The following is a 23751-nucleotide window of genomic DNA, read 5'->3' as shown; positions in this document are numbered from 1 at the left end:
GAAAACGCACGAAAAAGCTGTGGCGCCCCGCGGCCCTTCCGGGGTCCCGTTCCGGCCATGGCGCGGTGTACCGGCGTTCCCGGGTTTCGGTTAGTATGGCGGTCATGACGGTTTCTGTAAAAAGCATGACCGCGTTCGCGCGCGCCCAGGTCCACGCCGAACAGGGTGATGTCGTGTGCGAGCTGCGCTCGGTCAACCATCGCTATCTGGAGGTGTCGGTGCGCCTGCCAGACGGCCTGAATACCCTCGAGGGTCTGATCCGCGAACGCCTCTCGCGGGCGCTGGCGCGCGGTAAGGTCGACTGCCAGGTCGCATGGCGCAGGGGCCCGACCGAGGCCGCGGTCATGGTCGATCGGCATCTGGCCGCGGAGATCGTGGGCGCCGCCGAGGCGCTGCGTGCCGCCCACGCCACGCTCGCACCGCTGACCGCAGCCGATGTGTTGCGCTGGCCCGGGGTGGTGGCGGCGCGTCCGGGGCCGGCCCTGGACGGACCGGTCAGCGAGGCCTGCGAGCGTGCGCTTACCGCCCTCATCGAGCATCGGCGGCGCGAAGGCGAACGGTTGGCGCAAGGACTGCGCGAGAGGCTCGACCTCATGGACGCCGAGGTCGGCAGCTTGCGCGGGCTGGTGGCCAAGGGCCTGGAGTCGTTGCGCGAACGGCTGCGCGCGCGCGTGGAGGCGCTTGCCCCGCCGCTCGATGGCGAGCGCTTGGAGCAGGAGGTGGTGCTTTTGGCGCAGCGCGGGGATGTCTGGGAGGAGCTGGAGCGCCTCGCCGTGCACATCGCCGAGGCGCGCGCGGCGCTCGCCGGAGGCGGACCCGTCGGCCGGCGTCTCGATTTCTTGATGCAGGAGCTCAATCGCGAGGCCAACACCGTGGCCTCCAAGTCCTCGTCGGCGCGTGTTTCGAGCGTCGCCGTCGGTCTCAAGGTCCTGATCGAACAAATGCGTGAACAGGTGCAAAACATTGAATAGCGATCCCCGCTTGGTCATCCTGTCGGCCCCGAGCGGCGCCGGCAAGAGCAGTCTTGCCAAGGCCCTGGCCGCCGATCCGCGTTTCGCGGTGTCGGTCTCGCATACCACGAGGGCGGCGCGTCCTGGCGAGCAAGATGGCGTGCATTACCATTTCGTGGATCATGCGGCGTTCGAGCGGTTGGTGGCCGAGGGGGCCTTTCTCGAGCATGCGCGGGTCTTTGGCAACCGCTATGGGACGACGCGCGCGGCCGTCGAATCCCTGTTGCGCGAAGGCCGGCATGTGATCCTCGACATCGATTGGCAGGGCGCCCGGCGCATCAAGGCGCTGTGGCCCGCGGCGCTCACGATCTTCATCCTGCCGCCGTCGCTGGAGGCCCTCGAGGCGCGGTTGCGCGGCCGTGGCCAGGACGATCCGGCGGTGATCGCCCAGCGCATGGCCCAGGCGCGAGCCGAGATCGCCCATGCCGGGGAGTTCGATCACATCATCGTGAACGACGAGTTCGAAGAGGCGCTCGCCGACCTGAAGATGCTGATCGCCGAAGGCCGGCGGCGCCGGCCGTTGCGTTACGACCCCGGGCTCCTCGCTCCTACCGGCGCATAAGCGGATTTGCTAGACTTCCCGTCTGGGATTATGAGGAGTGTGTTATGGCCCGCATCACCGTTGAGGATTGTCTGGAACACGTCGAGAACCGCTTTCAGCTGGTGTTGGTGGCGGCCCGCCGGGCCCGCCAGCTGGCATTGGGCGCCGAACCGTGCGTGCCACGCGAGAATGACAAGCCGACGGTTCTGGCCCTGCGCGAGATCGCCGAAGGTTACGTGACCAGCGCCATTTTGGATGATAATCCGGAGGCGGGCCTGGAGTCCGATGATGATGCCGTCTTATCCCTCGGAACAGGCGGTGACGCCGTCGCAAATCCCGCCCCCTGAGGGCGCGGGTCCGGGCGCCGTCTCGTTTCACATAAGCGACCTGCTCGCCTTGCTCGAGGGCTACCTCGGGCGCGAGGAGGTGGCCATGGTCTATCGCGCCTACCTGTTCGGCGCGGAGGCCCACGAGGGCCAGAAACGCCGTAGCGGCGAGCCCTACATCTATCATCCCCTGGAGGTCGCCCGGCTGCTCGCCGGATTGCGCCTCGATGCCACGTGCCTTACCGCCGCCATCCTTCATGACGTCATCGAGGATACCGGTCGGCGCAAGGACGAGATCATCATCCAGTTCGGCCAGGAGGCCGCCGATCTCGTCGATGGCGTGAGCAAGATCGGCCAGATCGAGTTCGAAAACAAGGAGGAGGAGCAGGCCGAGAATTTCCGCAAGATGTTGCTGGCCATGGCCCGCGACATCCGCGTCGTGCTCATAAAGCTCGCCGATCGCCTCCACAACATGCGCACGATCCGGGTCCTGTCGCCGGTCCGGCAGAAGGCCATCGCCCGCGAGACGCTCGACATCTACGCGCCGATCGCCAATCGCCTGGGTCTCCATAATTGGTCGGTGGAACTCGAGGATCTGGCCTTCGCCATCCTCTATCCCCTGCGTTACCGGATCCTCCAGGAGGCGGTGCGCAAGCGCCATGGTAATCGCAAGGCCCTGGTCGACAAGGTGCGCGTGGCGATCGTCGAGCAGTTGCGGCGCGAGGGCCTGCCGGGCGAGGTGTCGGGACGCGAGAAGAATCTCTATGGCATCTATAGCAAGATGCGCCAAAAGGGCCTGTCCTTCGAACAGGTCTATGACCTGTTGGCGTTTCGCATCGTCGTCGATAAGGCCGACACCTGCTATCGCGCGCTGGGCGTGATCCATAATCTCTATAAACCCATCCCGGGCCGGTTCAAGGACTATATCGCGATCCCCAAGACCAATGGCTATCAATCGCTCCACACCGTGGTGTTCGGGCCGTTCGCGGTCTTGATCGAGGTACAGATCCGCACCGAGGACATGCACAGGGTCGCCGAGAACGGGGTCGCTGCGCACTGGCTCTACAAGACTGGCGATGTCGGCATGCAAAAGCGCGCCCTGCAATGGCTGCAGGGCCTGATGGAGACCCAGCAGCAGGCCGGCAACCCGCAAGAGTTTCTGGAGCACCTGAAGATCGATCTGTTTCCCGACGAGGTGTATGTCTTCACCCCCAACGGCGACATCAAGAAGCTGCCGCGCGGTGCCACGGTCATCGACTTCGCCTACGAGGTCCATACCGACATCGGCAAGCGCTGTGCCGGGGCGCGCATCAATCACCAGCTGGTGCCGATGCGCACGGTCCTGCGCAACGGCGACCATGTCGAGGTCATCACCTCGGCCTACAGCGCCCCGCACCCCTCATGGCTGAATTCGGTCGTGACCGGCAAGGCCCGGGCGCACATCCGCAATTATCTGAAGAATCTGCGCCGCGACGAGGCCATCAGCCTGGGCGAGCGGTTTCTGGCAAAGGCCCTGCAATCGCTCGGTTTCACGGGCGAGGTGAGCGAGGAGGCCAAGAACGCCTTGCTGTCGACCTTGCACATGAAGGCTTGGCCGGATGTGCTCGCCGATATCGGTCTCGGGACGCGGATCGCGGCGGTGGTGGCGCGCCAGCTGCTGCCCGATGTGCCGGCGCCGTCGCTGGTGCCGTCGCGCGCGCCCGGCACGATCGCGATCCGCGGGACCGAGGGCGCGGTGGTGAATTACGCCAAGTGCTGCCGGCCCATCCCCGGTGACCCGGTGCTCGGTTTCCTCACCGCCGGCCGCGGCATCACCGTGCATACCGAGGACTGCCCCAATGTCGCCGAGTATCGCAAGCATCCGGAGAAGTGGATCGACATCCAGTGGGAGAGCGGCATAGACGGGTTTTGGCCGGTGGCCATCCGCGTGGAGGTCAAGAACCGCCGAGGGGTGCTGGCGACCGTCGCCGCCGCCATGTCCGAGATGGACGCCAATATCGATACGGTATCGATCGACGAGCGCGATGGCCAGGATACCGCCATGGACTTCGTGATCGAGGTCCACAACCGCGTGCACCTGGCGCGCATCATCCGCCGGATCCGCTCCCAGGAGGCAGTGGTCCGGATCAACCGCAAACGAGGATAAGCATGGCCTTTCGTGTCATCGAGACCCACGCCGCGCCGCGCGCGATCGGCACCTATTCGCAGGCCCTGAGATCGGGGTCGCTCGTGTTTCTCTCGGGGCAGATACCGCTCGACCCCAAGACCATGGCAATCGTATCGGACGATCCGCGCGCCCAGATCGTGCAGGTGTTCGAGAACCTGGCGGCGGTGATCGTGGCGGCCGGCGGCGAACTGCGCCATATCGTCAAGCTCTCGGTGTTTCTCACGGATCTTGCGCATTTCCCGCTGGTAAACGAGGTCATGACCGAGCGCTTCAAGCCCCCCTATCCGGCGCGCTCGGCGATCGGGGTCGCGGCGCTGCCGCGCGGCGCCCTAGTCGAGATGGATGCCATCCTCGACCTCGGCTAGCGCGGCCGCTCCGCGCCCGTGCGAACGGCCGGTCACGGCGCTTGCGGGCATAGGGCCGGCGATGGCCGAGCGCCTCGCGCGCCTGGAGATCCGCACCGTGGGCGACCTTCTGTTCCATCTCCCCATGCGCTATGAGGACCGCACCCGCGTCCTGCCCATACGGCGGGTGGCGATCGGGCAGTCGGCGCTGATCGAAGGCGAGATCGTGGCCCAGGCGATCGTCGGCCGCGCGCGTCCCGCGCTCGTGTGCGATCTCGCCGATGACAGCGGGCGCATGGCTATGCGCTTTTTTCATTTCTCCCCGCCGCAGCGCCGCAAGCTTGGTGTCGGGACGCGCGTGAGCGTCTATGGCGAGTTGCGCCTGGGTCCCCAGGGCCCGGAGATGGTGCACCCGGAATACCGTTGTTTCGGCGAGGGGACCTTGCGGGAGGCGGTCCTGACACCGGTCTATCCGGCCACCGAGGGCCTTGGCACGAAGGCCCTGCGGCGCGCGGTACGCGCGGCGCTCGCGCTCGCCTTGCCGACCTTGACGGAATACCTTCCCAAGGCCCAGTGCCCGCCCGGGCCCGCGCTCGGCGAGGCCCTGCGGCTTTTGCATGGCCCGCCCGCCGGATGCGACCTCGGCCCGGCGCGCGCCATGCTGGCGTTCGAGGAGCTCGTGACCCATCACGCCCATCTCCTGACCCTGCGTCACACGAAGGGGCGTGCCACGGGCCCCAAGTGCCGCGTGCCCGGACAACTTCTGGCCCGGTTCCTGGAGGCCCTGCCCTTTGCCCCGACCAGCGCCCAGACCACCGTGATTGGCGAGATCCGCCGCGATCTTGAAAGCGGCCGCCCCATGCGTCGCATCCTGCAAGGTGACGTCGGTTCTGGTAAGACCCTGGTGGCGGCGGGCGCCGCGCTTATCGTCATCGAGGCCGGTTTCCAGGTCGCGATCATGGCCCCGACGGAGCTCCTCGCGCGCCAGCACATGGAGACCTTCGGGGCCTGGTTGCGGCCCTTGGGGATCGAGCCGTTCGGCCTCATGCGGCTAGGCACCAGCGCCGAGACCCGCCGCGCCCGGGCGCGCGATCGCGAGACGCGGCTTGTCATCGGCACCCAGGCGATGTTTCAGGAGGGGGTGGACTTCGAGCGGCTGGGCCTTGTGATCATCGATGAACAGCACCGCTTCGGTGTCCACGAACGCCAGGCCTTGACCGCCAAGGGGCGGGCGGGCACGCGTCGCGCGCATCTGCTCGCCATGAGCGCCACCCCCATCCCGCGCACGCTCGCGCAAAGCATCTACGCGGATCTCGATCTGTCGGTGCTCGATGAGCGCCCGCCGGGGCGGGCCCCGGTCACCACCGTGGCGCTGGCCGAGACCCGCCGCGACGACGTGGTGGCGCGCGTGCGCGCCGCGTGCCTTGGCGGTGCCAAGGCCTATTGGGTATGCCCGCTGATCGAGGAGGGCGAGCAGGACCTGAAGGCCGCCGCGGCCCTTCATGCCGAGCTTGCGCGCGCACTGCCCGGGATCAATGTGGGCCTCATCCACGGACGCATGAAGGCCGCCGACAAGGACCGCGCCATGGAGGATTTCGCGCGCGGCCCGGTGCAGGTGCTGGTGGCCACCACCGTGATCGAGGTGGGTGTCGATGTCCCGACCGCGAGCCTGCTCGTCATCGAGAATGCCGAGCGCCTGGGGCTTGCCCAACTCCATCAGCTGCGCGGGCGTATCGGGCGTGGCGGCCTGCCCGGCCACTGCGTGCTGCTCTACAAGCCGCCGTTGGGCGACATGGCACGCGCGCGTATCGCCTGCCTGCGCGAGACCGACGACGGCTTTGTCATCGCCCGGCGGGACCTGGAGCTGCGCGGCGCGGGTGAGGTCTTCGGGGCCCGCCAGACCGGCCTCCCGGGCTTTCGCGTGGCCGACCTCATCCGCGACGAGGCGCTTTTGCCTCTCGTGGCGAAGACCGCCGCCACATTGGTCCAGGGCGATCCCACCCTGCTCTTGGGCCTGCGCCAACGCTGGCTGCGCGAGCGCCATGAACTCGGGTCGGCATAGGCCATCCAGCCATAGGCGAGCGTCATCCCAAAGGTTTGAGGCGGGGCCTTGCGAGGGCTGTGCCCGCAATCCGGGGCGCCCGGTCGGTTCTTTGACCCCCGGGCGCATGGAGGGTGGGTGGAGCCGAGGCGGGACCATCAACCTCGTCATGACCCGCCTCCTCAATTGTGGTCCTGAGCCGATGGGGGTTGACCCAGCTGTAAGCTTAACCCTTGTCGCCTGAGGCCGGGCCGGTCAATAGATGACTGTCCCTGTGTGGGCATGGCCGGTCGATGAGACCAGTCTCTCTGGGGCCCTCAGATACAGCGGTCGTGCTCAGCGGTCAGGACCGTGGCGACTGTCCGGGTTGCCGTCCAGCAAGGGTCGTGGCACGGGTATTCGCAAAAGCGCTCTGTAGGGCCTCGGGCCCTCTTTGGGGATCGCGATTCGCGCAAACGCCCTGGGCGTAAAGATCGGCGATACTCAAGGGGCAATCAACGCGAGCTTCGGGAAATAGGTCTTGTACCGCTGGGCGTCACGGGTCAACAGCACCATCTCATGGATCGCCGCATGCGCGCCGATGTAAAAATCCGGAAGCGGCGAGCGGCGTTGACCTCCAGAGTGGCGATATCGGAGAAAACATTTTCCGGCAAGGAATCCCGCCTCCCAGGGCAGGGGGTCGCGACGGAAAAACCCGTCCGGCACAGCTTGATCAAGATCCTCGATCCGGTCAAAACCGATAGACACTTCGCTGTAGATGATGGGATTGATGGCAAGTATGTGCCGTTCGGCCAGGCGCTCCAACTGGGCGGCTGACCATTCGTACCATTGGGGGTCCTCGGTCACAACATCCAGAATGACGTTGCTATCGACCAGGACGGCGTCCATGAGTGGATTCGTCCTCAGGCGCCACGGGTCAAGGCCATGATTTCGTCGGTGCTAAGACGTGCGGTGGCCTTGCCGCGCATGATCGCAAGAAGCTCGCGCCCGCGACGCGGAGCCTTCTCGGCCTTCCTTACGATGACGGTATGACCGCGCACAACGAACTCCACTTCGGTGTTGGGCAGAAGGCCGGCTTTGAGTCGGATGTCGACGGGGATGGTGACTTGGCCTTTGCTAGTAATTCGCATGATGATCTCCTTATAGGGGGTGTGTTCGGCGTATTACTTTTGAGAGTAATACTTTCTACGCCATCGGTCAAACACCCTGCTGAAGGCTGCCGCTGTCGCCATCGTGTTATCGTTCGGACGGCGTTCTGGAATAAAAATCTTGCGTGCCTTTAGCTTCCCAGCCTCGACGGACTCCAAATCGATGTATGCAAACCTCTCCGGAAGTTCAGGGTTCGCGGATTCGCGCCGCAAGCGCCTTTCAGTTTCTTCGTAATCCATACCCCAGCCTCCCGAAACTCCGGAAACCGCAACCGTGGCACCAATGGGCGCTTGTCGTTTCCGCTCATTCGGCGCGCTCCGCATTCATGGCAACCGATGCTGCCGCTGGTAGCACATCGGGCCGCGCTACGATGACCTTGAAGAGATTGCCGGCGCGGTCGTCGATGAGCTCGATGTCAGGCCAGGCACGCAGCAGGCCGCTGCCCAGCCCGCGATAAGGGAGGAGCTTGGCGGCAAATGAAGCCAAGACAGGATTACGCATATTGGAGTTGCCGGTTTTGACGTTCTCGATCGTCAGATTGTTGGGTAGGTGTCCGGGGCTTACGATCTCGACTCGATCCGCAAACACCAGCACACGCACCGGGGCGTTGATGAAGTAATCACGGTGAATGAGCGCGTTGGCGACCAGCTCTTCCCAGACGATGCGGGGCACTTCGGGGCGGCCCACGGTGTTGATGCCCTGATCCCCTTGCAGGGCGCGGGTGTTGGCGCTGATGAAGCCCAGTGTTTGCTGAAACACATCGGCGAGCTTGCCGGTGATGTCCCGGCTGTCGATGTAGCGCTCGCCCTCAATCTCGTTGCCGACGAAGGCCACCGCCTTGATGATGAAGGCGGGCAGCGCGTAGTGCGGTGTCTTGGCGAACAACAGCGCTCCGGCGACATTGAGATGCCCCTGGCTCAAGAGGTTCATGTTGGTCAGCAACTGGGGCAGTGGCTGCTGATGCTGGGCGAGCGGCTCGCCGAATTGCTGCTCGAAGAAGGCTTCGAAGTAGGGTAGGTCCACATCGCCCGAGCCCAGGCCGGCCACGGGTGTTTCGTCGGCATGGACCAAGCCTGCCTGCTGGAACAGGCGTTGCAGTTCCTCGCGCGAGGTGGCCCGACGCTTGTCTGGGCCCGACTTCACCCAGATAGCGCCGTTTCTGTCCATGTAAGGCTTGCTGATGCCCTCAGGAATGGAGACCACGATAACCGTGCCCGCTGGGTGTGGCACGTTATCGGTAAGCGGATTCACAGCTGGGCGCACGTTCTGCGATGCCGCGTTGGCGACAAGCTGATTGAGGCGGGCCACGTCGGCACCTGATAGACCGCGCACCGAGCCATCGTCGTTCACGCCGATAAAGATGCGCCCGCCTGCGGTGTTGCTGAAAGCAACGATCTCCCCCGCCAAGGCATCGGCATTGGTGACGTCCGCCTTGAACTGATGGCGGCTGTCCTCGCCTCGACTGAGGATGTCGATCAGCTCTGTGGTTTCCATAGGTTGTAAACCTCTTTACGACGGTTGAAGGCTTCCCGGCCACCTTCCATGATGCTGATGATGGCTTCGTGCACCACGCGGGCGTCGATGCTGCCGCTTTGCGTGGCGACCTTTTCGTCCTGGTACTGGCAGGCGTGCACCTGCTCGGCGTCACCCAGCACTGGGAAATTGGCGTTGTGGGTGGCAAAGATGAATTGGGTGTGAGGTTTCATGTTACGCAGCAGCTTGATCACATCGTCGTAGATAGTCTGGTTGTCCAGATCGTCTTCTGGCTGGTCGATGATGATCACGTCGTTCTGTCGTTGGCTGAGCACGTACAGCAGTAGTGCCGAAGCACGTTGCCCGAGTGAATGGTGCTTCAGCTCCTTGCCGCGATAGCGGATGATGAACCGGTTGGGCACCTGCCAAGTGACGAACTCGGCCAGGTTCTGCATGAAGGTCTTCTCAAAGACCTCGGGAGTACTGCCTGCCTTGGCCAAAGGTCCCGGCAGGGCACGCAACAGCCCGCCGAAATCGGCGTAGTCCTCCATGACCGCTCGCAGCGTGGCTTCGCGGATGTTGCTGCCTTTGAAAAGCTGCTGCATGAAGTTTATGGCGGCTCCCTTGTCGCCTTTGAAGTCAGCTTCGATCTGCAGAGCAGTGTGGCTGGCATTCACGCGGTCCAGTTCCGCCTTGACGGTGTTGAACTCGCGCAGCCAAAGGTCGTTTAGCTTGCCGATCTCGTCAAATAACGCATCGCGGATACTAGCCTGCTGTGACTCCTGCTTGGTCAGCGCCTCCAACATTTGCTCAGCTTTTGTTTTGCGCTGTTGCTGGACCAGGAAGTCGTCCGGTTGGATAGCGGTCATGCCGGTTTGCTTGAGTTCCTGGGCCAGCTGCCGCTCGACTTGTGCGAACTCTTCCTGGAGACTCTTGCTTACACCTTCAAACTCGCCCTGTTTGGTCTTGAGGCGAGCCACAATGGCGCGCGCCTCTTGCTCGATCTGCTTGAGCTGATCGACCTTTGCAATGAGATCGGAAAACTCGGCGTAGTACGCAGAGAAGAATTCCGAGTTCTGCCGGGACACATAGCTCGTCGCGTTGCGCAACTCGTCCTCGTGCCCGGCGAGCAGGCTGCCCAAGGCAAGGATGAAGTTGTCTGCCCGCTCTTTCATGCGCATTAGCGCAGCGGCGTCCTGCTGGAAGCCCAGGCGCTTCTGCAGCTTGTCGGCGACACCGTACTCCTCGAACTTCTTCAGACGGAAGTTGGCATCGGTGAGTTGGATCTCGAAGTCGCGCTTGAGTTCGGCGGCGTTGCTGAGTTTCAGCCAGCGCTGGGTGGCTTCGCGCACGCGCAGGCGCTGGTCCTCGATGTCATCGCGCAGGACACGAAGCTTTTCGCCGACCAGCTTTTCCACCAGATCGGTCTCGAAACCTTCGCCGGTGCTGGAGAGGTCTTTTTGCCCGAAGTAGATCGGGCGGCGCAGTACGGTTTCCCGGATCGATACGCCTGGCTGCAACTTGTCGTCCAGGTAGACGTTGGGTGCTTCGCGGAAGATGCGGGAGATCGTGAATTCTTGCCCGTACACATCGCTGGCCGTCAGCGTCACTTTGCCGCCGCTGCCCAGGGTGTGGCGGATCAACTCATCTTTGTACCTGATATCTTGTGCCTTCTCGCCCCGTGGAATGTCGAGGGCGTAGCGCACTGCCTCCAGGATGGATGACTTGCCGCTGCCACGGATGCCGATGAGCGTATTGAGTTCGGGGGAAAAATGCAGCGTCTGCCCGTCAAGGATGCCGCCATCGAAGTGGATGCTGCGAATATGGGATGCCTGGTGCTTGGGCGGCTCCGACGCAACGCGCGAAGCTGGATCGCTCAAGGCAAACTTGACAGCCTCGAAAGACAATTCGCCCAGCTTTAAATAGCAGGTCTTGCCGCAACCGATTTCGTCGATGCCCTTGGGGTCGCTGCCTTCAAGCTCGGCGGGATACCAGTTTTGCAGCCAGTCCTGAACCTTGGCGCGGCTGGGCTTATCTTTGCCCATACCATCGCGAGTGCGTACCTTTTGGAAGCCCAGGGCCCTGCGCCGAAAAAACTCGTTTTGCCCCAGCTCGGAAAGGCGGCCGCCATTCAGCTCGGCCCACAGCCCACTGGGTGCTTCCACATGGGCGAAGACGAGGAAAAAGTCGCGGTGATAGTTTTCCAGCTTCTTGATCGTCTCCAGGAGCGACCAGGAGGTGCGCCCGTTCTCCTGTTCATACTCTGCCGGTGCTTTACCTTCGAACGCGCTGGTCAGGAATGGGCTGATGTGGTTGTGCCCATCAATCCACGCGCCGGAGAACACAACCAGCGTGTGGATGCCATTGGCCCCATCGTTGACGGACAGCTCAACGCCCGGCAGCAGCGCAATGCCTTTCTTTTGGGCTGTCTTGCGTAGTGTTTTGAACTCTTCAAAGTCGAACTTATTGTGATTGGTGATGACCCCCAGTCGGATTTGCGCTTTCTCTAGCGCTGCCACGTAGTTGCTGTTGTAATAGTTGTCGTCGCCTGCGTATTTGAATTCGCGGTCTGCGCGGGTGTGCAGATGAAAGTCGGCGCGAACCCATTGTGCCCCTTCGACGAAAACGTTAGTGCGCGCCCCTGATTGCTGGGGTTGCAGGTCATCCGTCATCGTCCCTCCTCATACGCCGACAGCCCGGCAATCTCGTACCCCTGCGCCGGTTTGTGCAGCAGCGGTGTCAGGTTTTCCACCGGCGCCAGTTCCTTCTCGATGCGTGCCTTCCAGCCCAGGCCCAAGGGGGCCAGCGGGGCCATCGGATCGCTCAGGGCTTCGCCGCCGAAGATACGGCGGCGCAGCACTTCATCGACAAAGGTTTGCGGCGCGGAAGCCCCTAGGCCATGCCGCGCCCCAATGCCGGCAAGTTCGCGCGTCTTCTTCTTGGCCTTGAAGCGATCAGAGTCGGTGCTGATGCGCAACTGACTGACCATCTCGAAGTGGTTCTTACACCAGTCGCGGATATTGACGAGGGCGTAGTTCAGCGGCGTGTCGTCGTCGCGCTCGAAGCTGTTGATGTCGCGCAGCGTCTGGGTGGTGTTGTACACATCAGGCGTAATGACGCTGTCAAGCAGGTGCTGGAATTTGCTGTCGATCAAGCGAACGCGGTTGAGGGCCTCGAGCTTTTCGCGAAAGCTCGCCTCCAGCACGGCACGATCATGGATATCGGGGCAGTAGGTGTATTTGAGATCTTTCAGTGCGGCAATGAGATCTCGGTCGATTTGGTTTTCTGTTATTGCCATGAACCAAACCCTTTCCTTCGCAGCGCTGTTTTGACCCACGTTCACACCGCCTCCGACTTTTGCCTATTTATGCTCTCGGCGATCCAGCGATTCAGTTCGGAGCGGCGAAAGCGCCACGTGCCCCCGAGCTTGAACGCTGGAATTTCTCCCTTCTGGGCCAAGCGATAGACTGTCCGTTTTCCGGCTTTGAGGTATGCGGCGACTTCGTCGAGCGTCAGGATTTCGTCTTCCGGGTAAGTCATCGTCTTGCCGTTACCATTTGCCGACGCTGAATCTCGTTAGCCAGGATTGACCAATCCTACCAAGCGCGGTAGGCGCTCGCCAGTTCTGCAGGAAACCCGCCGACACACCAAGGAGGGATGCGGCTTCATGAGCAAGCTCGACGCGCGCCACGTGTAGCAGTTCGTATTTGGTGCGCCGCAGGGGCGTTGAGGTGATGAGTCCGTCTCTGGGTCTCGCGGAGCGTGCCGCCGCCGTGAGCTGCCTCGGCGCAGGCCCGAGGCTCGCGACGGCCTGGAGTCTCGCGGGGGCGCAGTGCGCTACAATGCGACGTTTTCAAGACCCGGTCATGGCGCGGGCGTAGGGGCGGATGATGGCGGCAAAGGGCGAGGGGGCGGTTCGAGCGAGCGGGCGGGCGCGATTGGGGGCCTATGTGCGCCTCATGCGGCTGCACCGGCCGATCGGCAGCCTGCTCTTGATGTGGCCGACGCTCTGGGCCCTGTGGATCGCGGGCCAGGGACATCCGAGGCCCGTCCTGGTCGCCGTATTTGTCGCGGGCGTGCTCCTCATGCGTTCGGCGGGCTGCGTCATCAACGACTATGCGGACCGTGACTTCGACCCGCACGTCTGGCGCACGCAAGACCGGCCGATCGCCGCGGGCGAGGTGAGCCCCAGGGCCGCGCTCACCCTGTTCTTTGGGCTCTGTCTCCTGGCGGCCATGCTCGCCTTCTGGCTCAATACCTACACGATCGAGCTCTCGGTCGTGGCGGTGGCGCTCGCTGCCACGTATCCCTTCCTCAAGCGCTTCACGCACCTCCCGCAGGTCTATCTGGGGCTTGCCTTCGGCTGGGGTATCCCCATGGCCTTCGCCGCCCAGACCGGGCACATCCCACGTCTTGCGTGGGTGCTCTTTGCTGCCAACATCGCGTGGACCGTGGCCTATGATACCGCCTACGCCATGGCCGATCGCGACGACGACCTGAAGATCGGCGTCAAATCGAGCGCCATCCTGTTCGGGCGCTGGGACCGGGCCATGGTGGCCTTGAATCACGCGGTCGCCTTGGGGCTTTTGTATCGGGTCGGAGTTATGGCGCACCTGGGGCTCGTGTACGATGGCGGCCTGGGGCTTGCCCTGGGGTTCGCGCTCTATGAGCAGAGTCTGTTGCGCGACCGCCGGCCCATGGACTGCTTTCGGGCCTTTCTCAACAACAACTGGTTCGGCGGCAGCGTCTTCGTGGGCCTGGTCGCCGCCTATCTCGGGAGGTCTTTGTGAAGCTCTATGGTCATGCTACGTCGCCTTACGTGCGCAAGGTGCGCATCGCCCTGCGGGAAAAGAACATCCGTTTCGAATGGATCCAGGAGAGTCCGCATGATGCCGGCAACCGCATCGTGGCGTTGAACCCGCTCGGCAAGGTCCCGGTCCTGGAGACCGACGATGGCCGGGTCTTGTTCGACTCGGCGTTGCTCATCGAGTATATCGATACCCTCACGCCCGAGCGATTGATCCCCGCTGCACCGTCCGAGCGCCTGCATGCTTTGTTGTGGAACACACTCGGCATCGGCGTGGTCGATGCCACGGTCGCCCGTCTCCTGGAAGACAGGCGTCCGGCCGCCGAGAAATCACGGGACTTCATCATCCGCCAAGAGGACAGGATCGCGCGCGCGCTCGCCTGGGCGGACAAGGCCGATCGGGGTGATGCCTATCTCGTGGACGAGCGTTTTAGTATCGCCGATCTCGGGTTGGCGCTGGCGCTCGAATATATCGATTTTCGTTATCCGCACGACTGGCGCAGCAAGCACCCGCGGCTTGCGCGCTGGCTCGCGGGCATCAGTACGCGCGGCTCGTTCGCCGAGACCGTGCCTCCGGGAATGGAGAAGGCCCTCGACGCGCCGCACTGACGGCGGTCCCCGTGATCGCGCTCGCCCTCCTGCTCGTGGCCTTGCCGGTCATTCTTGCCGGCGCCGAGCTTTTCACGAATGCGATCGAGCATGTGGGGGCGGCATTCGGGGTATCGGAGGGCGTGACCGGATCACTGTTCGCGGCTGTGGGCACCGCCCTGCCGGAGACCGCCGTACCCCTGCTCGGCTCCCTGCATCCCGGGGCCGGCGAGCGCTTGGCGGTGGGGGCGGTACTCGGCGCGCCCCTCATGCTCTCGACCCTGACGATGGGTGTCATGGGCGCCGCCGCTTGGCAAAGCCGCGGGCCGGCGGCCGCACTCACCCCGGAACGCGCGGGGCTTAAGCGCGATCTCGACTGGTTCCTGGCGCTCTTCGCGCTGGCCCTGGGGGGGCTTTTTCTCCCTGGGGGTCTGTGGCGGCACGCGTTGGCCACGATCCTGGTGGCCGGTTATATCGGCTATGTGACGGCGACGCTGCGCGCCTCCCGCGCGCTCGTGGCCGCCGGTCACGAGACCGCCGCCCACGCCCGCCTGCACCTGGCGCGGCGGGTACTGAAGCGTCTGCCCGGCCTGCGCTATATCCAGTTACTGTTGGGTCTGGCCGGCATCCTCGCCGGCGCCCAGGGCTTCGTGGTGGGTATCGAGGGGCTGGGCCGGCTGCTTGATGTCCCGGTGCTCGTGCTGGCGCTCGTCATCGTGCCGATCGCCACCGAGCTTCCCGAGAAGATCAATAGCGTTTTGTGGGTCAGGCGTCGCCAGGATACCCTGGCGTTTGGCAACATCACCGGCGCGCTCGTCTTTCAGGGCAGTCTGTTACCGGCCCTGGGGCTTACGCTCACGCCGTGGCGCCCGAGCGCGCTTTTGCTCGTCACCATGCTGATCACGATGGCCGGCGCCGGCATGCTGCGCCTGCGTCTGCGAGGCGCGACCACGATCCGTCCTTACCACATAGCGGCGGGCGGCCTTCTCTACGCCGCCTTTCTCGGCTATCTTCTCGTGGCATGAGCCTCTATGCCGTGCTCGGCCACCCCATAGACCACAGCCTGTCCCCCCGTATTCACGAGGCCTTTGGCGCCCTGACCGGCCGCCTCGTGCGCTATGAGCGCCGGGAGGTCCATCCCGGCGCGCTTGCGCGGGCGCTGGCGGCGTTCGCCGCCGACGGCGGGCGCGGGGCGAATATCACCGTACCCTTGAAGGGCGAGGCCTTCGCCCTGGCCATGCGTGCCTCGGCGGAGGCGACCCGCGCGCACGCCGTCAATACGCTGTCATGGGAGAATGGGGCGTGGGTCGGGGACAATACCGACGGCCTGGGTCTCATCCGCGACCTCACCGTGAATCACGGCTGGCGCTTGCGGGGTCACCGGGTCTTGCTGGTGGGGGCGGGGGGCGCCGCCCAGGGAATCGCGGGCCCCTTGCTGGATGCGGGCATTGCCCACCTCGCCATCTTCAATCGCACCCCTAAACGGGCCCGGGATCTGGTTGCCTCATGCCGCGATGCGCGGGCGGGCGTCGCGGACACCGGCGTCGGGGGCGCGTCACCCTTCGATGTCGTGATCAATGCCACGGCCGCCGGCCTTTCCGGGGTCTTGCCCGCGCTTCCCGGTGTGTTCTTCGAGGGGGCCATCGTCTACGACCTGATGTACGGTCCCAAGGCCCGGGCCTTCTTGTCTCATGCCCGTGCCCATGGTGCTCGCGAAGTGGCGGACGGTCTCGGCATGCTTGTCGAGCAGGCGGCCGAGTCGTTTTGGCTATGGCACGGCGCGCGCCCGCCCACGCTCCCCGTGCTCGAGCAATTGCGTGCCGAGGTGGACGCGCGTTAGCCGGCTTCGGGTGTTGTGCGGGGCGGAAGGATTCGAGGGTGTGGCGGGTCGTGATAGAGTAGCCCCGATATCATTCAGGGACCACCGATGGCGAACGACAATCCCCTGCTGGATCTCGACGGCCTCCCGAGATTCGCCCACATAGAGCCGAGTCAGATCACGCCGGCTCTCGATGCCATGCTCGACGAGACGCGCGCGACGGTCGAGGCGCGCCTGTCCCGCGAGCCCCGGCCCGGTTGGGAGGATGCGGTAGGCCCGCTCGAGGCGGCGGAGGCGCGCCTCAAGCGCTTCTGGTCGCCCGTGGCGCATTTGAATGCCGTGGCGGACAGCGCGGCATTGCGCGAGGCTTACAATGCCGGTTTGGGCCGCCTGACGAGCTACCAGACCGGCTATGCCCAGGACGAGCGCGTCTACCGCGCCTATCAGGCGGTCGCCGACGGGCCGGACTTCGCGGGTCTGAGCGAGGCCCGCCGCAAGGTCGTGACGAACGCCCTGCGCGACATGCGCCTGTCGGGCGTGGCCCTGCCGGATGCCCCCAAGGCGCGGTTTAAGGCCATTCAGGAGCGGCTCTCCGAGCTTGCGAGCCGCTTCGAGCAGAATGTTTTGGACGCCACCGACGCCTTCAGTCTGGTCATCGAGGATGAGGCGCGGCTCCAGGGCATTCCGGCCTCGGTGCTCGCGCAGGCGCGCGCCGAGGCGCAGAGGCGGGGGCGCGACGGCTTCCTGCTCACGTTGCAGGCCCCAAGCTATGTGCCGGTCATGACCTACGCCCAGGACCGCGCGCTGCGCCGGCAGCTCTACGAGGCCTATGTCACGAGGGCCTCGCAGGCCGCGGGCGGGCGTTACGACAACACCGCCCTGGCCGACGAGATCCTGGTGTTGCGTAAAGAGGCGGCGGCACTCTTAGGCTATCCCCATTACGCCGATTATTCGCTGGCGACCAAGATGGCGCGCGATGCCGCCGAGGTCGAGACCTTTCTCACTGATCTCGCCCGACGGGCACGGCCGGCGGCCTTGAAGGAACTCGCGGACCTGAAGGCCATGGCGCAGGCCGACGGAATCTCGCTGGAGGCCTGGGATACGGCTTACTATAGCGAGCGGCTGAAGGAGCGGCGCTACCAGTTCTCGGAGGAGGATCTGCGTCCTTACTTCCCCCTGCCGCGGGTGCTCGAGGGGCTTTTCACCCTCACCGAGCGTCTCTATGACGTGCGCATCCGCGAGCGTCGGGACATCGAGGTCTGGCATCCGGACGTGCTCTTCTACGAAATCACGGATCCCGATGGTGCGGCGCGCGCGCAGTTCTACCTGGATCTCTACGCGCGCGAGCGTAAGCGCGGAGGGGCATGGATGGATGAGTGCTGCGTGCGTCAGCGCCACCCTACGCCGAGCCTGCCGGTTGCTTATCTCACATGCAACTTCGCGGCCCCGGCCGCCGACCACCCCTCCTTGTTGCGTCACGACGAGGTCGAGACCCTGTTCCACGAGTTCGGCCACGGCCTCCACCACATGCTCACCCAGGTCGACGAGCCGGCGGTGTCGGGGATCAACGGCGTGCCCTGGGATGCGGTCGAACTCCCCAGTCAGTTCATGGAAAACTTCTGCTGGGAGCGCGACGTCATCGACCTCATCGGCGGCCACTACCGAACCGGCGCGCCGGTCCCCGGCGATCTCTTTGCGCGGCTGCGTTCGGCGCGCACCTTCCAGGCCGCCCTGCAGATGCTGCGTCAGGTGGAGTTCGCGCTGTTCGATATCCGCCTGCATGCCGGTTTCGATCCGGCCGCCGGATCCGTCCATGCACTGCTCGAGGCCGTGCGCGACGAGGTGGCGGTCCTGAAGCCGCCGGCCTTCAACCGCTTCGAGAACAGCTTCACTCATATCTTTGCCGGCGGTTATGCGGCGGGCTACTATAGTTACAAATGGGCGGAGGTGTTGTCGGCCGACGCCTTCGGCCCCTTCGAGGAGCGCGGTGTGTTCGATCGCGCGACGGGCCTGGCGTTCCTCCACAATATCCTGGAGCGGGGAGGCGAGGCCGATCCGCGTGACCTGTTCGCGCGCTTCCGGGGCCGCGCGCCGTGCATAGACGCGCTGCTCAAACAGAGCGGACTTTACGAAACGGAGGGGAGCGCATGACGCGTTGGATGGCGGCTATGGGCACGGTAATGCTCGTGGGGGCGGCGCATGCCGCCACCTTGTATCGCTGGGTAGGCCCGAATGGGGTCGTCACCTACCAAAACACCCCGCCACCGTCCTCCGCGGCTCACGTGCGGGTGATGCATATGCGCAACCACGCCTCGCCTTCGGCGGTGCGCAAGGCGGTGAGCGCCATGCACCCCGTGGTTTTGTATAGGGCGCCGCATTGCGCGCCCTGCCGGCAGGTGAGCGCCTATCTACACCGTCGCGGGGTGCCGTTTCGGGCGGTGGACGTGTCGCGCGGGCAATCCGTCCTGCGGGACATGAAGAACAAGACCGGATCGACGACGGTGCCCACGATCATGGTCGGCAAGCAGGTCCTGGTCGGCTATATCCCTTCGGCCCTGAAAAACGAACTCACGGCCGCCGGTTACCTCAAGGCCCCCAAGGATTAGTGGTGGGCCCGTGCGCGCGGCGTAGGCGTGCGGCACGCGGCGCTGGCGCGGGCCTCGCGGCATGAAGATCGCCACCTGGAACGTCAATTCCCTGCGCGTGCGTCTGGCGCAAGTCGAGGCGTGGCTGGACGACGTCGCGCCGGATATCCTGTGCCTGCAGGAGACCAAGGTGCAGGATGCGGACTTCCCGATCCCGACGTTCATGGCGCGCGGCTACGAGGTGGTCTTCCATGGCCAGCGCACCTATAACGGTGTTGCCATTGCCGCGCGCGGGCCGCTCAGCGACATCACCTGCGGTCTGGCGGATTTCGCAGACGAGCAATGTCGCGCCTTGGCGGCCACCTTCCAGGGCCTGCGCGTGGCGAGCCTCTATGTCCCCAACGGCACCGCCGTCGATTCGCCCCGCTACCCTTACAAGCTCGGTTGGCTCGCGGCCCTTAAGGGGCAGAGCCGGGTCTGGCTTGCGCAAAACCCGGCCCTGGTCCTGGCCGGCGACTTCAATATCGCCCCCGAGGACCGGGATGTCTACGACCCGGCGGTCTGGGAGGGTTCAGTGCTCGTGAGCGCACCCGAGCGGGCGGCCTTCCGGGCCTTGATCGACACGGGGCTTACGGATGCGCTCGGGAGCTTGGCCGGCGAGGGCCGCGGTTTTAGCTGGTGGGATTACCGCGCGGCGGCGTTCCGGCGCGATCAAGGCCTGCGCATCGATCACATCCTTCTCGGTCCGCCGCTGGCCGCGACCTTCGTGCGGGGTTACGTGGATCGTAAGGCGCGCGCCCACCCGCGGCCCTCGGATCATGCCCCGGTCGTAGTCGAGCTTGCCTGGCCGCCCGCTTAGCCTCACAACGGGCGATCCCGCGCCCATGTATCGTGGCCCTTACATGTCGCGCTCACCTTAAGCGACCCGTCCCACGGTCATTCCCCAGGGTTTATGCGATCGCGTACCCCTTTTGGGATGTTTCATGGACGTAACACCCGCATAGCACTCCATCGCAACCCCCGGGTTTTTCCCGTGCCAGGCTTACACTAGCGCCGCGTCCGCTTCCCGGGAGTCCCTCGGGTGCCACCCCACATATCCCGCAAAACTCATACGGATCAGCCTGTTAGAGAACGGATCAGGCTGCTGGCACGGTTCTTGTTAATGATGTCCGGCGTACGGGGCGGCGGCGCGCATCAAGGCGCCGCCGGCGAGTCGTTATCGAATGGGTAATCCAAAAATGAAGCGCGCTGTCCTTGTCGTCGTGGTCTCCGTGGTCCCGCTGTTGGCGGCGGTCAAGGTCATGGCGGCGGATCCCCCGACCGTCGTCAATGCCGCCTCGCTGGCGGGTTCCGTACTCGCCGGCGGCAAGGGTATCGCCACGGTCAATGAGGCGGCGGGTCATGGCAATGTCCAGGCCAACAGTGACGCCATCGCCAACGGCGGTCCCGCGGTGGCGAGGATTCATCAGCGCCTGAGCGGCTCGGTCTCCGGCGTGGGCGCGGACTCCGCGCGCATAGGCGGCCAGGCGTTCGCGCGTTTCGCGGGGATACTGAACGTGAACCAGGCGGCCGGCAGCAATAACCTCGAGGCCAATCGCGTTACCATCGCGCGCTCGCTCCAGCCCTTGAGCCTCGATCAGCTGACGCACATCGCGCCGCCCATCCACCAGATCAATCACACCCGTCTGTCGGCCTCCACGGCGGGCCGGCGCACGGTAACGGTCGCTGATAACGCCTTGAAGGGCGTCACCGGGATCGCGCAGGTGAGCCAGGCTGCGGGCTCGGGCAACAGCTTGAGCAATAGCGTCACGCTCAACCTATCCGCGGGCATGCGTTAAAGGGGTGCAGGGCCGGCTTGATACAAAGTCGTTATTCCATTAACTCGTAAAGGAGAGGTGTATGGCAACTCAGTGGAAACTTCGTACCATAGTGGCGGCCGTGGGCATGGCCCTGGTCGCCCCCGTGGTCGTGGCCAAGACGACCGGGCAGGCCCAGGCGACTGCAAGCAGCAGTCAGATGGCCGCCGGATCCTTCGATTTCACCAACGGCTCGAGCAATAGCGCCACGATCAACCGGCACGTCCTGCAAAACGCCAAGGGCAACATCGGCGTGAATATCGCCGGCGGCAACGGCAACATGCAGGTCAACAACACCGACGTCGCGCTTGCCGACGGCGCGCTCACCAAGAAGACCAGCGCCTCATCCTTGGTCGAGAATACGCAGTGGGGCAACATCTTCTCATTGAGCCTGTCGAAGGATGTCACCAACAGCGCCTCGGCCTCGAACCATGTCCTGCAGAACGCCACCGGTAATATCGGCCTGAATGTCGCCGCCGGTGCCGACAACATGCAGGCCAACAACGCCGCCCTGAGCCACGCCCTGGGCGTGTTGCCGAGCGGCCAGGCCTCGGCCACGATCGAAAGCGCCCAGCTCTCCGGCCCGTTCGCCTTGGCCTTGGCCGGGGACAATAACGACACGGCGAGCCTCTCGAACCACGTCCTGCAGAACGCCTCGGGCAACATCGGCGCCAATATCGCCGCCGGCGATGCCAACATGCAGGGCAACAACCTCGCGGTATCCTTCAACCAGGGCGGTCTCGATGCCTATGCCGGGGCCGGCAGCCTGCAGCTCGCGGGCCTCGTGGGCACCATGACCATGAACGCCGACAACGACGCGACGCTCTCGAACCACGTCCTGCAAAACGCCTCCGGCAATATCGGCGCCAACGTGGCGGCGGGCGAGCAGAACATGCAGGAAAATAGCCTGTCTCTTGCGGACGCCAACGCCGTCTACCCGTACTCGCCGACCGCCACCACCGGGTCCAGCATCGCGCGGGTCGCCAATAGCCAGAACGGCGGCATGGTCGCCGGCAGCCTCAATATCGGCTCCGACAACGACGCGACGCTCTCGAACCATGTCCTGCAGAAGGCCTCCGGCAACATCGGCGTGAATGCCGCGGCCGGCACCCAGAACATGCAGGCCAACAACGTGGCAGTGGCCATGAACATGTCGACCAGCTCGGGCGGCGTGGCCAACTCAAGCCTGGCGAATAACCAGAATGCCGGGCCGTTTGGCGGCTCCCTGAGCCTCTATGGCGATGACGATGCCGCCATCACCAATCATGTCCTGCAAAACGCCACCGGCAATGTGAATGTGAACGTCGCCGCCGGGGCCGACAACATGCAGGCCAATGGGCTGGCCGCGACCGACAACAACGCCGGCAAGCTTGCCACCGCGGCCATCGACAACGACCAGGGGACCGAGGGCTTCCACGGTAACAGCGCGCGCCTGTCGTTCACGAAGTGGGGCTACAACAACGCCTACCTGAACGATAAGGTCCTGCAGAATGCCTCCGGCAATGTGGGGGCCAATGTCGCCGCCGGCGCGTGGAACGAGCAGGCCAACAACCTCTCGATCGCCTATGCCGCAGGCCCGGTGGCGAGCACCACGACCGCCACCGCCGCCATCGCCGACAACCAGGCGAGCAACATGGCGCTCTATCTGCCGTCTGTCGCATTCGACAAGATGGGTGCCATGACCGCCTCGCTGTCGGATCACGTCTTGCAGAACGCCACGGGCAACGTCGGCGTGAACGTGGCCTCGGGCCTGCAGAACGTGCAGGCCAACAACACCGCGCTCGCCTATGGTTGGGGCACGGGTAACGGCGACATGGACGGCGACAACACCGGGGGTCCGGCCACGGCCGTGATCAGCGGCATGCAGAGCTCCGGGCCTTACTCGATGGCCATGGACAAGGGCGCGACCAACGCCGCGAGCGTGACCAATCACGTCCTCCAGAACGCCTCGGGCAACATCGGCGCGAACGTGGCGGCGGGTATGCAAAACATGCAGAGCAACGACCTCGCCTATGCCTTCAACCAGGCCGGCAGCAACGCCTCGGCGATGAGCCGGGTGTCGCAGGTGTCGATGGGCGCGATCGCCACGGACACGCCGGTGAGCTTCTCGACGGGTGATGGCGACAGCGACAACTACTCGTCCCGCATCCCGACGGTCAACACCGCGGGCGTGAGCAATCATGTGATGCAGAACGCCACGGGCAATGTCGGGCTGAATGTCGCGGCCGGTGCGGCCAACATGCAGCGTAACACCTTGACCATAGCGGACGCGGACTAAGGGTCCGCGGCAAGGGCGGGGGTGCAAACCCCCGCCTGTTTTTTCAAAAGGGTGGAATGATGTCGTACCGTCTTCGATTCTGGATGCTCGGGCTTGCGATCCTGCCGATGCTGGCGCGGGCGGGGACGGTGGTTGTCAACGGATTCGGGGGCGTGCCGCTCATCACGCACGTCACCAGCATGCAAGGCCTCAAGTTTCGGTCGGTGGTGCGGCAACGCACCGACTACAGCTGCGGGGCGGCGGCGATAGCGACCTTGGCCGATTACGCCTACGGCCGGCATCTCACCGAGAATCAGGTGATCATCGGGATGCTCAAGGTCAGCAACCGCAAGGTGGTGCAGCAAAAGGGTTTTTCGATGTTGGATATGGCGCGTTATCTGACGCGTCTGGGGTTGCATGGGGCCGGCTACAAGGTGCCGCCGGCGTTGCTCGTGAAGCTCAGGGTCCCGGTGGTGGTGCTGCTCGATATCCAGGGCTATGAGCATTTCGTGGTGTTGAAGGGGGTGGTCAATGGCCGCGCCTATCTCGCCGACCCGGCGCTTGGTAACCGCAGTCTTTCCCTGCGGCGCTTCGTCAAGGATTGGGATGACGTGGTGTTCATTGTCATGGGGCCGCACTACGACAAGCACACGCCGCTGCGCCGGGGACTTAGGGCAGTACGCGTCCATGGCCTGATGACGGCCGTGGAACGCAACGAGACACGTAACCTGCGGGAGTTCGGTGTCATTCCCGCGACCGATTTCTAACCAGGAAACTTGGATGATCAG

At 64.5% G+C, this 23751-nt stretch carries 23 protein-coding genes and 1 pseudogene; 16 read left to right on the top strand and 8 right to left on the bottom strand.

Annotated elements, in window-relative coordinates; genetic code table 11:
• Nucleotides 1-104 precede the first annotated feature (104 nt).
• From C4901_RS17375 to recG, 6 genes are all read left to right on the top strand, one after another.
• Nucleotides 105-971, top strand: a complete 867-nt coding sequence (locus C4901_RS17375; protein WP_205736083.1) for a YicC/YloC family endoribonuclease — start codon at nucleotides 105-107, stop codon at nucleotides 969-971.
• The gene (gene gmk, locus C4901_RS16145; protein ID WP_110138256.1) at nucleotides 964-1572 is read left to right on the top strand and encodes a guanylate kinase; all 609 of its coding nucleotides are present in this window, start codon (nucleotides 964-966) and stop codon (nucleotides 1570-1572) included. Before C4901_RS17375 ends, gmk begins: the two co-directional genes overlap by 8 nt.
• 44 nt (nucleotides 1573-1616) lie before the next feature.
• On the top strand, nucleotides 1617-1898 hold the full coding sequence (gene rpoZ, locus C4901_RS16140) for a DNA-directed RNA polymerase subunit omega (protein ID WP_110138255.1): 282 nt from the start codon (nucleotides 1617-1619) through the stop codon (nucleotides 1896-1898).
• A complete protein-coding gene (locus C4901_RS16135; RefSeq protein WP_240611790.1) occupies nucleotides 1870-4023 on the top strand; it encodes a bifunctional (p)ppGpp synthetase/guanosine-3',5'-bis(diphosphate) 3'-pyrophosphohydrolase in 2154 nt (717 codons plus the stop codon). Before rpoZ ends, C4901_RS16135 begins: the two co-directional genes overlap by 29 nt.
• Before the next feature lie 2 nt (nucleotides 4024-4025).
• Nucleotides 4026-4409: a Rid family detoxifying hydrolase gene (locus tag C4901_RS16130; RefSeq protein ID WP_110138251.1), complete on the top strand. Its 384-nt coding sequence runs from the start codon at nucleotides 4026-4028 to the stop codon at nucleotides 4407-4409.
• A gap of 61 nt (nucleotides 4410-4470) precedes the next feature.
• Complete coding sequence (gene recG / locus C4901_RS16125) at nucleotides 4471-6450, top strand: ATP-dependent DNA helicase RecG (protein ID WP_205736082.1); 1980 nt, start codon at nucleotides 4471-4473, stop codon at nucleotides 6448-6450.
• A 462-nt stretch (nucleotides 6451-6912) separates the two neighbouring features.
• On the opposite strand, the gene C4901_RS16120 is transcribed toward recG, so the two are convergent.
• The 8 genes and pseudogenes from C4901_RS16120 to C4901_RS16090 form a co-directional block, all read right to left on the bottom strand.
• Nucleotides 6913-7317, bottom strand: a complete 405-nt coding sequence (locus C4901_RS16120) for a type II toxin-antitoxin system VapC family toxin (protein WP_110138247.1) — start codon at nucleotides 7315-7317, stop codon at nucleotides 6913-6915.
• 14 nt (nucleotides 7318-7331) lie between these two features.
• On the bottom strand, nucleotides 7332-7559 hold the full coding sequence (locus tag C4901_RS16115; RefSeq protein ID WP_110138246.1) for an AbrB/MazE/SpoVT family DNA-binding domain-containing protein: 228 nt from the start codon (nucleotides 7557-7559) through the stop codon (nucleotides 7332-7334).
• Between the two features lie 33 nt (nucleotides 7560-7592).
• A complete protein-coding gene (locus tag C4901_RS16110; protein ID WP_110138244.1) occupies nucleotides 7593-7817 on the bottom strand; it encodes a hypothetical protein in 225 nt (74 codons plus the stop codon).
• Between the two features lie 64 nt (nucleotides 7818-7881).
• Nucleotides 7882-9072, bottom strand: coding sequence for an RNA-binding domain-containing protein (locus C4901_RS16105; RefSeq protein ID WP_110138242.1), 1191 nt, complete (start codon nucleotides 9070-9072; stop codon nucleotides 7882-7884).
• Nucleotides 9054-11723, bottom strand: a complete 2670-nt coding sequence (locus C4901_RS16100) for a TrlF family AAA-like ATPase (RefSeq protein WP_110138240.1) — start codon at nucleotides 11721-11723, stop codon at nucleotides 9054-9056. Before C4901_RS16100 ends, C4901_RS16105 begins: the two co-directional genes overlap by 19 nt.
• Nucleotides 11720-12022, bottom strand: a complete 303-nt coding sequence (locus C4901_RS19635) for a hypothetical protein (protein ID WP_370445991.1) — start codon at nucleotides 12020-12022, stop codon at nucleotides 11720-11722. Before C4901_RS19635 ends, C4901_RS16100 begins: the two co-directional genes overlap by 4 nt.
• A pseudogene (locus C4901_RS19630) lies at nucleotides 11996-12349 on the bottom strand (type I restriction endonuclease); the annotation flags it as partial. The pseudogene C4901_RS19630 and the gene C4901_RS19635, both read right to left, overlap by 27 nt.
• Nucleotides 12350-12390: 41 nt before the next feature.
• Nucleotides 12391-12591: a helix-turn-helix domain-containing protein gene (locus C4901_RS16090; RefSeq protein WP_110138236.1), complete on the bottom strand. Its 201-nt coding sequence runs from the start codon at nucleotides 12589-12591 to the stop codon at nucleotides 12391-12393.
• A gap of 350 nt (nucleotides 12592-12941) precedes the next feature.
• On the opposite strand from C4901_RS16090, the gene ubiA reads away from it, so the two are divergent.
• From ubiA to C4901_RS16040, 10 genes are all read left to right on the top strand, one after another.
• Entirely contained in the window at nucleotides 12942-13841 is a 900-nt protein-coding gene (gene ubiA, locus C4901_RS16085; RefSeq protein ID WP_110138693.1) for a 4-hydroxybenzoate octaprenyltransferase, read from the top strand.
• Nucleotides 13838-14467, top strand: coding sequence for a glutathione S-transferase N-terminal domain-containing protein (locus tag C4901_RS16080; protein WP_110138234.1), 630 nt, complete (start codon nucleotides 13838-13840; stop codon nucleotides 14465-14467). The genes ubiA and C4901_RS16080 overlap by 4 nt, the downstream gene beginning before the upstream one ends.
• A gap of 11 nt (nucleotides 14468-14478) precedes the next feature.
• On the top strand, nucleotides 14479-15471 hold the full coding sequence (locus C4901_RS16075; RefSeq protein WP_205736081.1) for a sodium:calcium antiporter: 993 nt from the start codon (nucleotides 14479-14481) through the stop codon (nucleotides 15469-15471).
• On the top strand, nucleotides 15468-16286 hold the full coding sequence (aroE, locus tag C4901_RS16070) for a shikimate dehydrogenase (RefSeq protein WP_110138232.1): 819 nt from the start codon (nucleotides 15468-15470) through the stop codon (nucleotides 16284-16286). The genes C4901_RS16075 and aroE overlap by 4 nt, the downstream gene beginning before the upstream one ends.
• An 87-nt stretch (nucleotides 16287-16373) precedes the next feature.
• Entirely contained in the window at nucleotides 16374-18416 is a 2043-nt protein-coding gene (locus C4901_RS16065; RefSeq protein WP_110138229.1) for a M3 family metallopeptidase, read from the top strand.
• Nucleotides 18413-18871, top strand: coding sequence for a glutaredoxin family protein (locus tag C4901_RS16060; protein WP_110138227.1), 459 nt, complete (start codon nucleotides 18413-18415; stop codon nucleotides 18869-18871). Before C4901_RS16065 ends, C4901_RS16060 begins: the two co-directional genes overlap by 4 nt.
• A gap of 61 nt (nucleotides 18872-18932) precedes the next feature.
• A complete protein-coding gene (locus tag C4901_RS16055) occupies nucleotides 18933-19709 on the top strand; it encodes an exodeoxyribonuclease III (protein ID WP_110138225.1) in 777 nt (258 codons plus the stop codon).
• Nucleotides 19710-20088: 379 nt separating this feature from the next.
• Nucleotides 20089-20688, top strand: coding sequence for a hypothetical protein (locus C4901_RS16050; protein WP_110138223.1), 600 nt, complete (start codon nucleotides 20089-20091; stop codon nucleotides 20686-20688).
• A gap of 61 nt (nucleotides 20689-20749) precedes the next feature.
• Complete coding sequence (locus C4901_RS16045) at nucleotides 20750-22984, top strand: hypothetical protein (protein WP_110138213.1); 2235 nt, start codon at nucleotides 20750-20752, stop codon at nucleotides 22982-22984.
• 56 nt (nucleotides 22985-23040) lie between these two features.
• Nucleotides 23041-23730 (top strand): C39 family peptidase, encoded by a 690-nt coding sequence (locus C4901_RS16040; RefSeq protein WP_110138210.1) that lies wholly within the window; start codon nucleotides 23041-23043, stop codon nucleotides 23728-23730.
• The last annotated feature ends 21 nt before the right edge of the window (nucleotides 23731-23751 follow it).

Source organism: Acidiferrobacter sp. SPIII_3, from assembly GCF_003184265.1.
Lineage (GTDB): Bacteria > Pseudomonadota > Gammaproteobacteria > Acidiferrobacterales > Acidiferrobacteraceae > Acidiferrobacter.
Note: the sequence above shows the minus strand (reverse complement) of the source record. Positions and strands in the feature narration are given on the sequence as shown.

Coding starts and splice junctions, on each gene's coding strand:
- ubiA (WP_110138693.1), top strand. CDS start 12,942: ATGGCGGCAAAGGGCGAGGGGGCGGTTCGAGCGAGCGGGCGGGCGCGA.
- C4901_RS16130 (WP_110138251.1), top strand. CDS start 4,026: ATGGCCTTTCGTGTCATCGAGACCCACGCCGCGCCGCGCGCGATCGGC.
- recG (WP_205736082.1), top strand. CDS start 4,471: ATGGCCGAGCGCCTCGCGCGCCTGGAGATCCGCACCGTGGGCGACCTT.
- C4901_RS16105 (WP_110138242.1), bottom strand. CDS start 9,072: ATGGAAACCACAGAGCTGATCGACATCCTCAGTCGAGGCGAGGACAGC.
- C4901_RS17375 (WP_205736083.1), top strand. CDS start 105: ATGACGGTTTCTGTAAAAAGCATGACCGCGTTCGCGCGCGCCCAGGTC.
- C4901_RS16110 (WP_110138244.1), bottom strand. CDS start 7,817: ATGGATTACGAAGAAACTGAAAGGCGCTTGCGGCGCGAATCCGCGAAC.
- rpoZ (WP_110138255.1), top strand. CDS start 1,617: ATGGCCCGCATCACCGTTGAGGATTGTCTGGAACACGTCGAGAACCGC.
- C4901_RS16115 (WP_110138246.1), bottom strand. CDS start 7,559: ATGCGAATTACTAGCAAAGGCCAAGTCACCATCCCCGTCGACATCCGA.
- C4901_RS16050 (WP_110138223.1), top strand. CDS start 20,089: ATGAAGCGCGCTGTCCTTGTCGTCGTGGTCTCCGTGGTCCCGCTGTTG.
- C4901_RS16040 (WP_110138210.1), top strand. CDS start 23,041: ATGATGTCGTACCGTCTTCGATTCTGGATGCTCGGGCTTGCGATCCTG.
- C4901_RS16045 (WP_110138213.1), top strand. CDS start 20,750: ATGGCAACTCAGTGGAAACTTCGTACCATAGTGGCGGCCGTGGGCATG.
- C4901_RS16060 (WP_110138227.1), top strand. CDS start 18,413: ATGACGCGTTGGATGGCGGCTATGGGCACGGTAATGCTCGTGGGGGCG.
- C4901_RS16055 (WP_110138225.1), top strand. CDS start 18,933: ATGAAGATCGCCACCTGGAACGTCAATTCCCTGCGCGTGCGTCTGGCG.
- C4901_RS16090 (WP_110138236.1), bottom strand. CDS start 12,591: ATGACTTACCCGGAAGACGAAATCCTGACGCTCGACGAAGTCGCCGCA.
- aroE (WP_110138232.1), top strand. CDS start 15,468: ATGAGCCTCTATGCCGTGCTCGGCCACCCCATAGACCACAGCCTGTCC.
- C4901_RS16100 (WP_110138240.1), bottom strand. CDS start 11,723: ATGACGGATGACCTGCAACCCCAGCAATCAGGGGCGCGCACTAACGTT.
- C4901_RS16120 (WP_110138247.1), bottom strand. CDS start 7,317: ATGGACGCCGTCCTGGTCGATAGCAACGTCATTCTGGATGTTGTGACC.
- C4901_RS16065 (WP_110138229.1), top strand. CDS start 16,374: ATGGCGAACGACAATCCCCTGCTGGATCTCGACGGCCTCCCGAGATTC.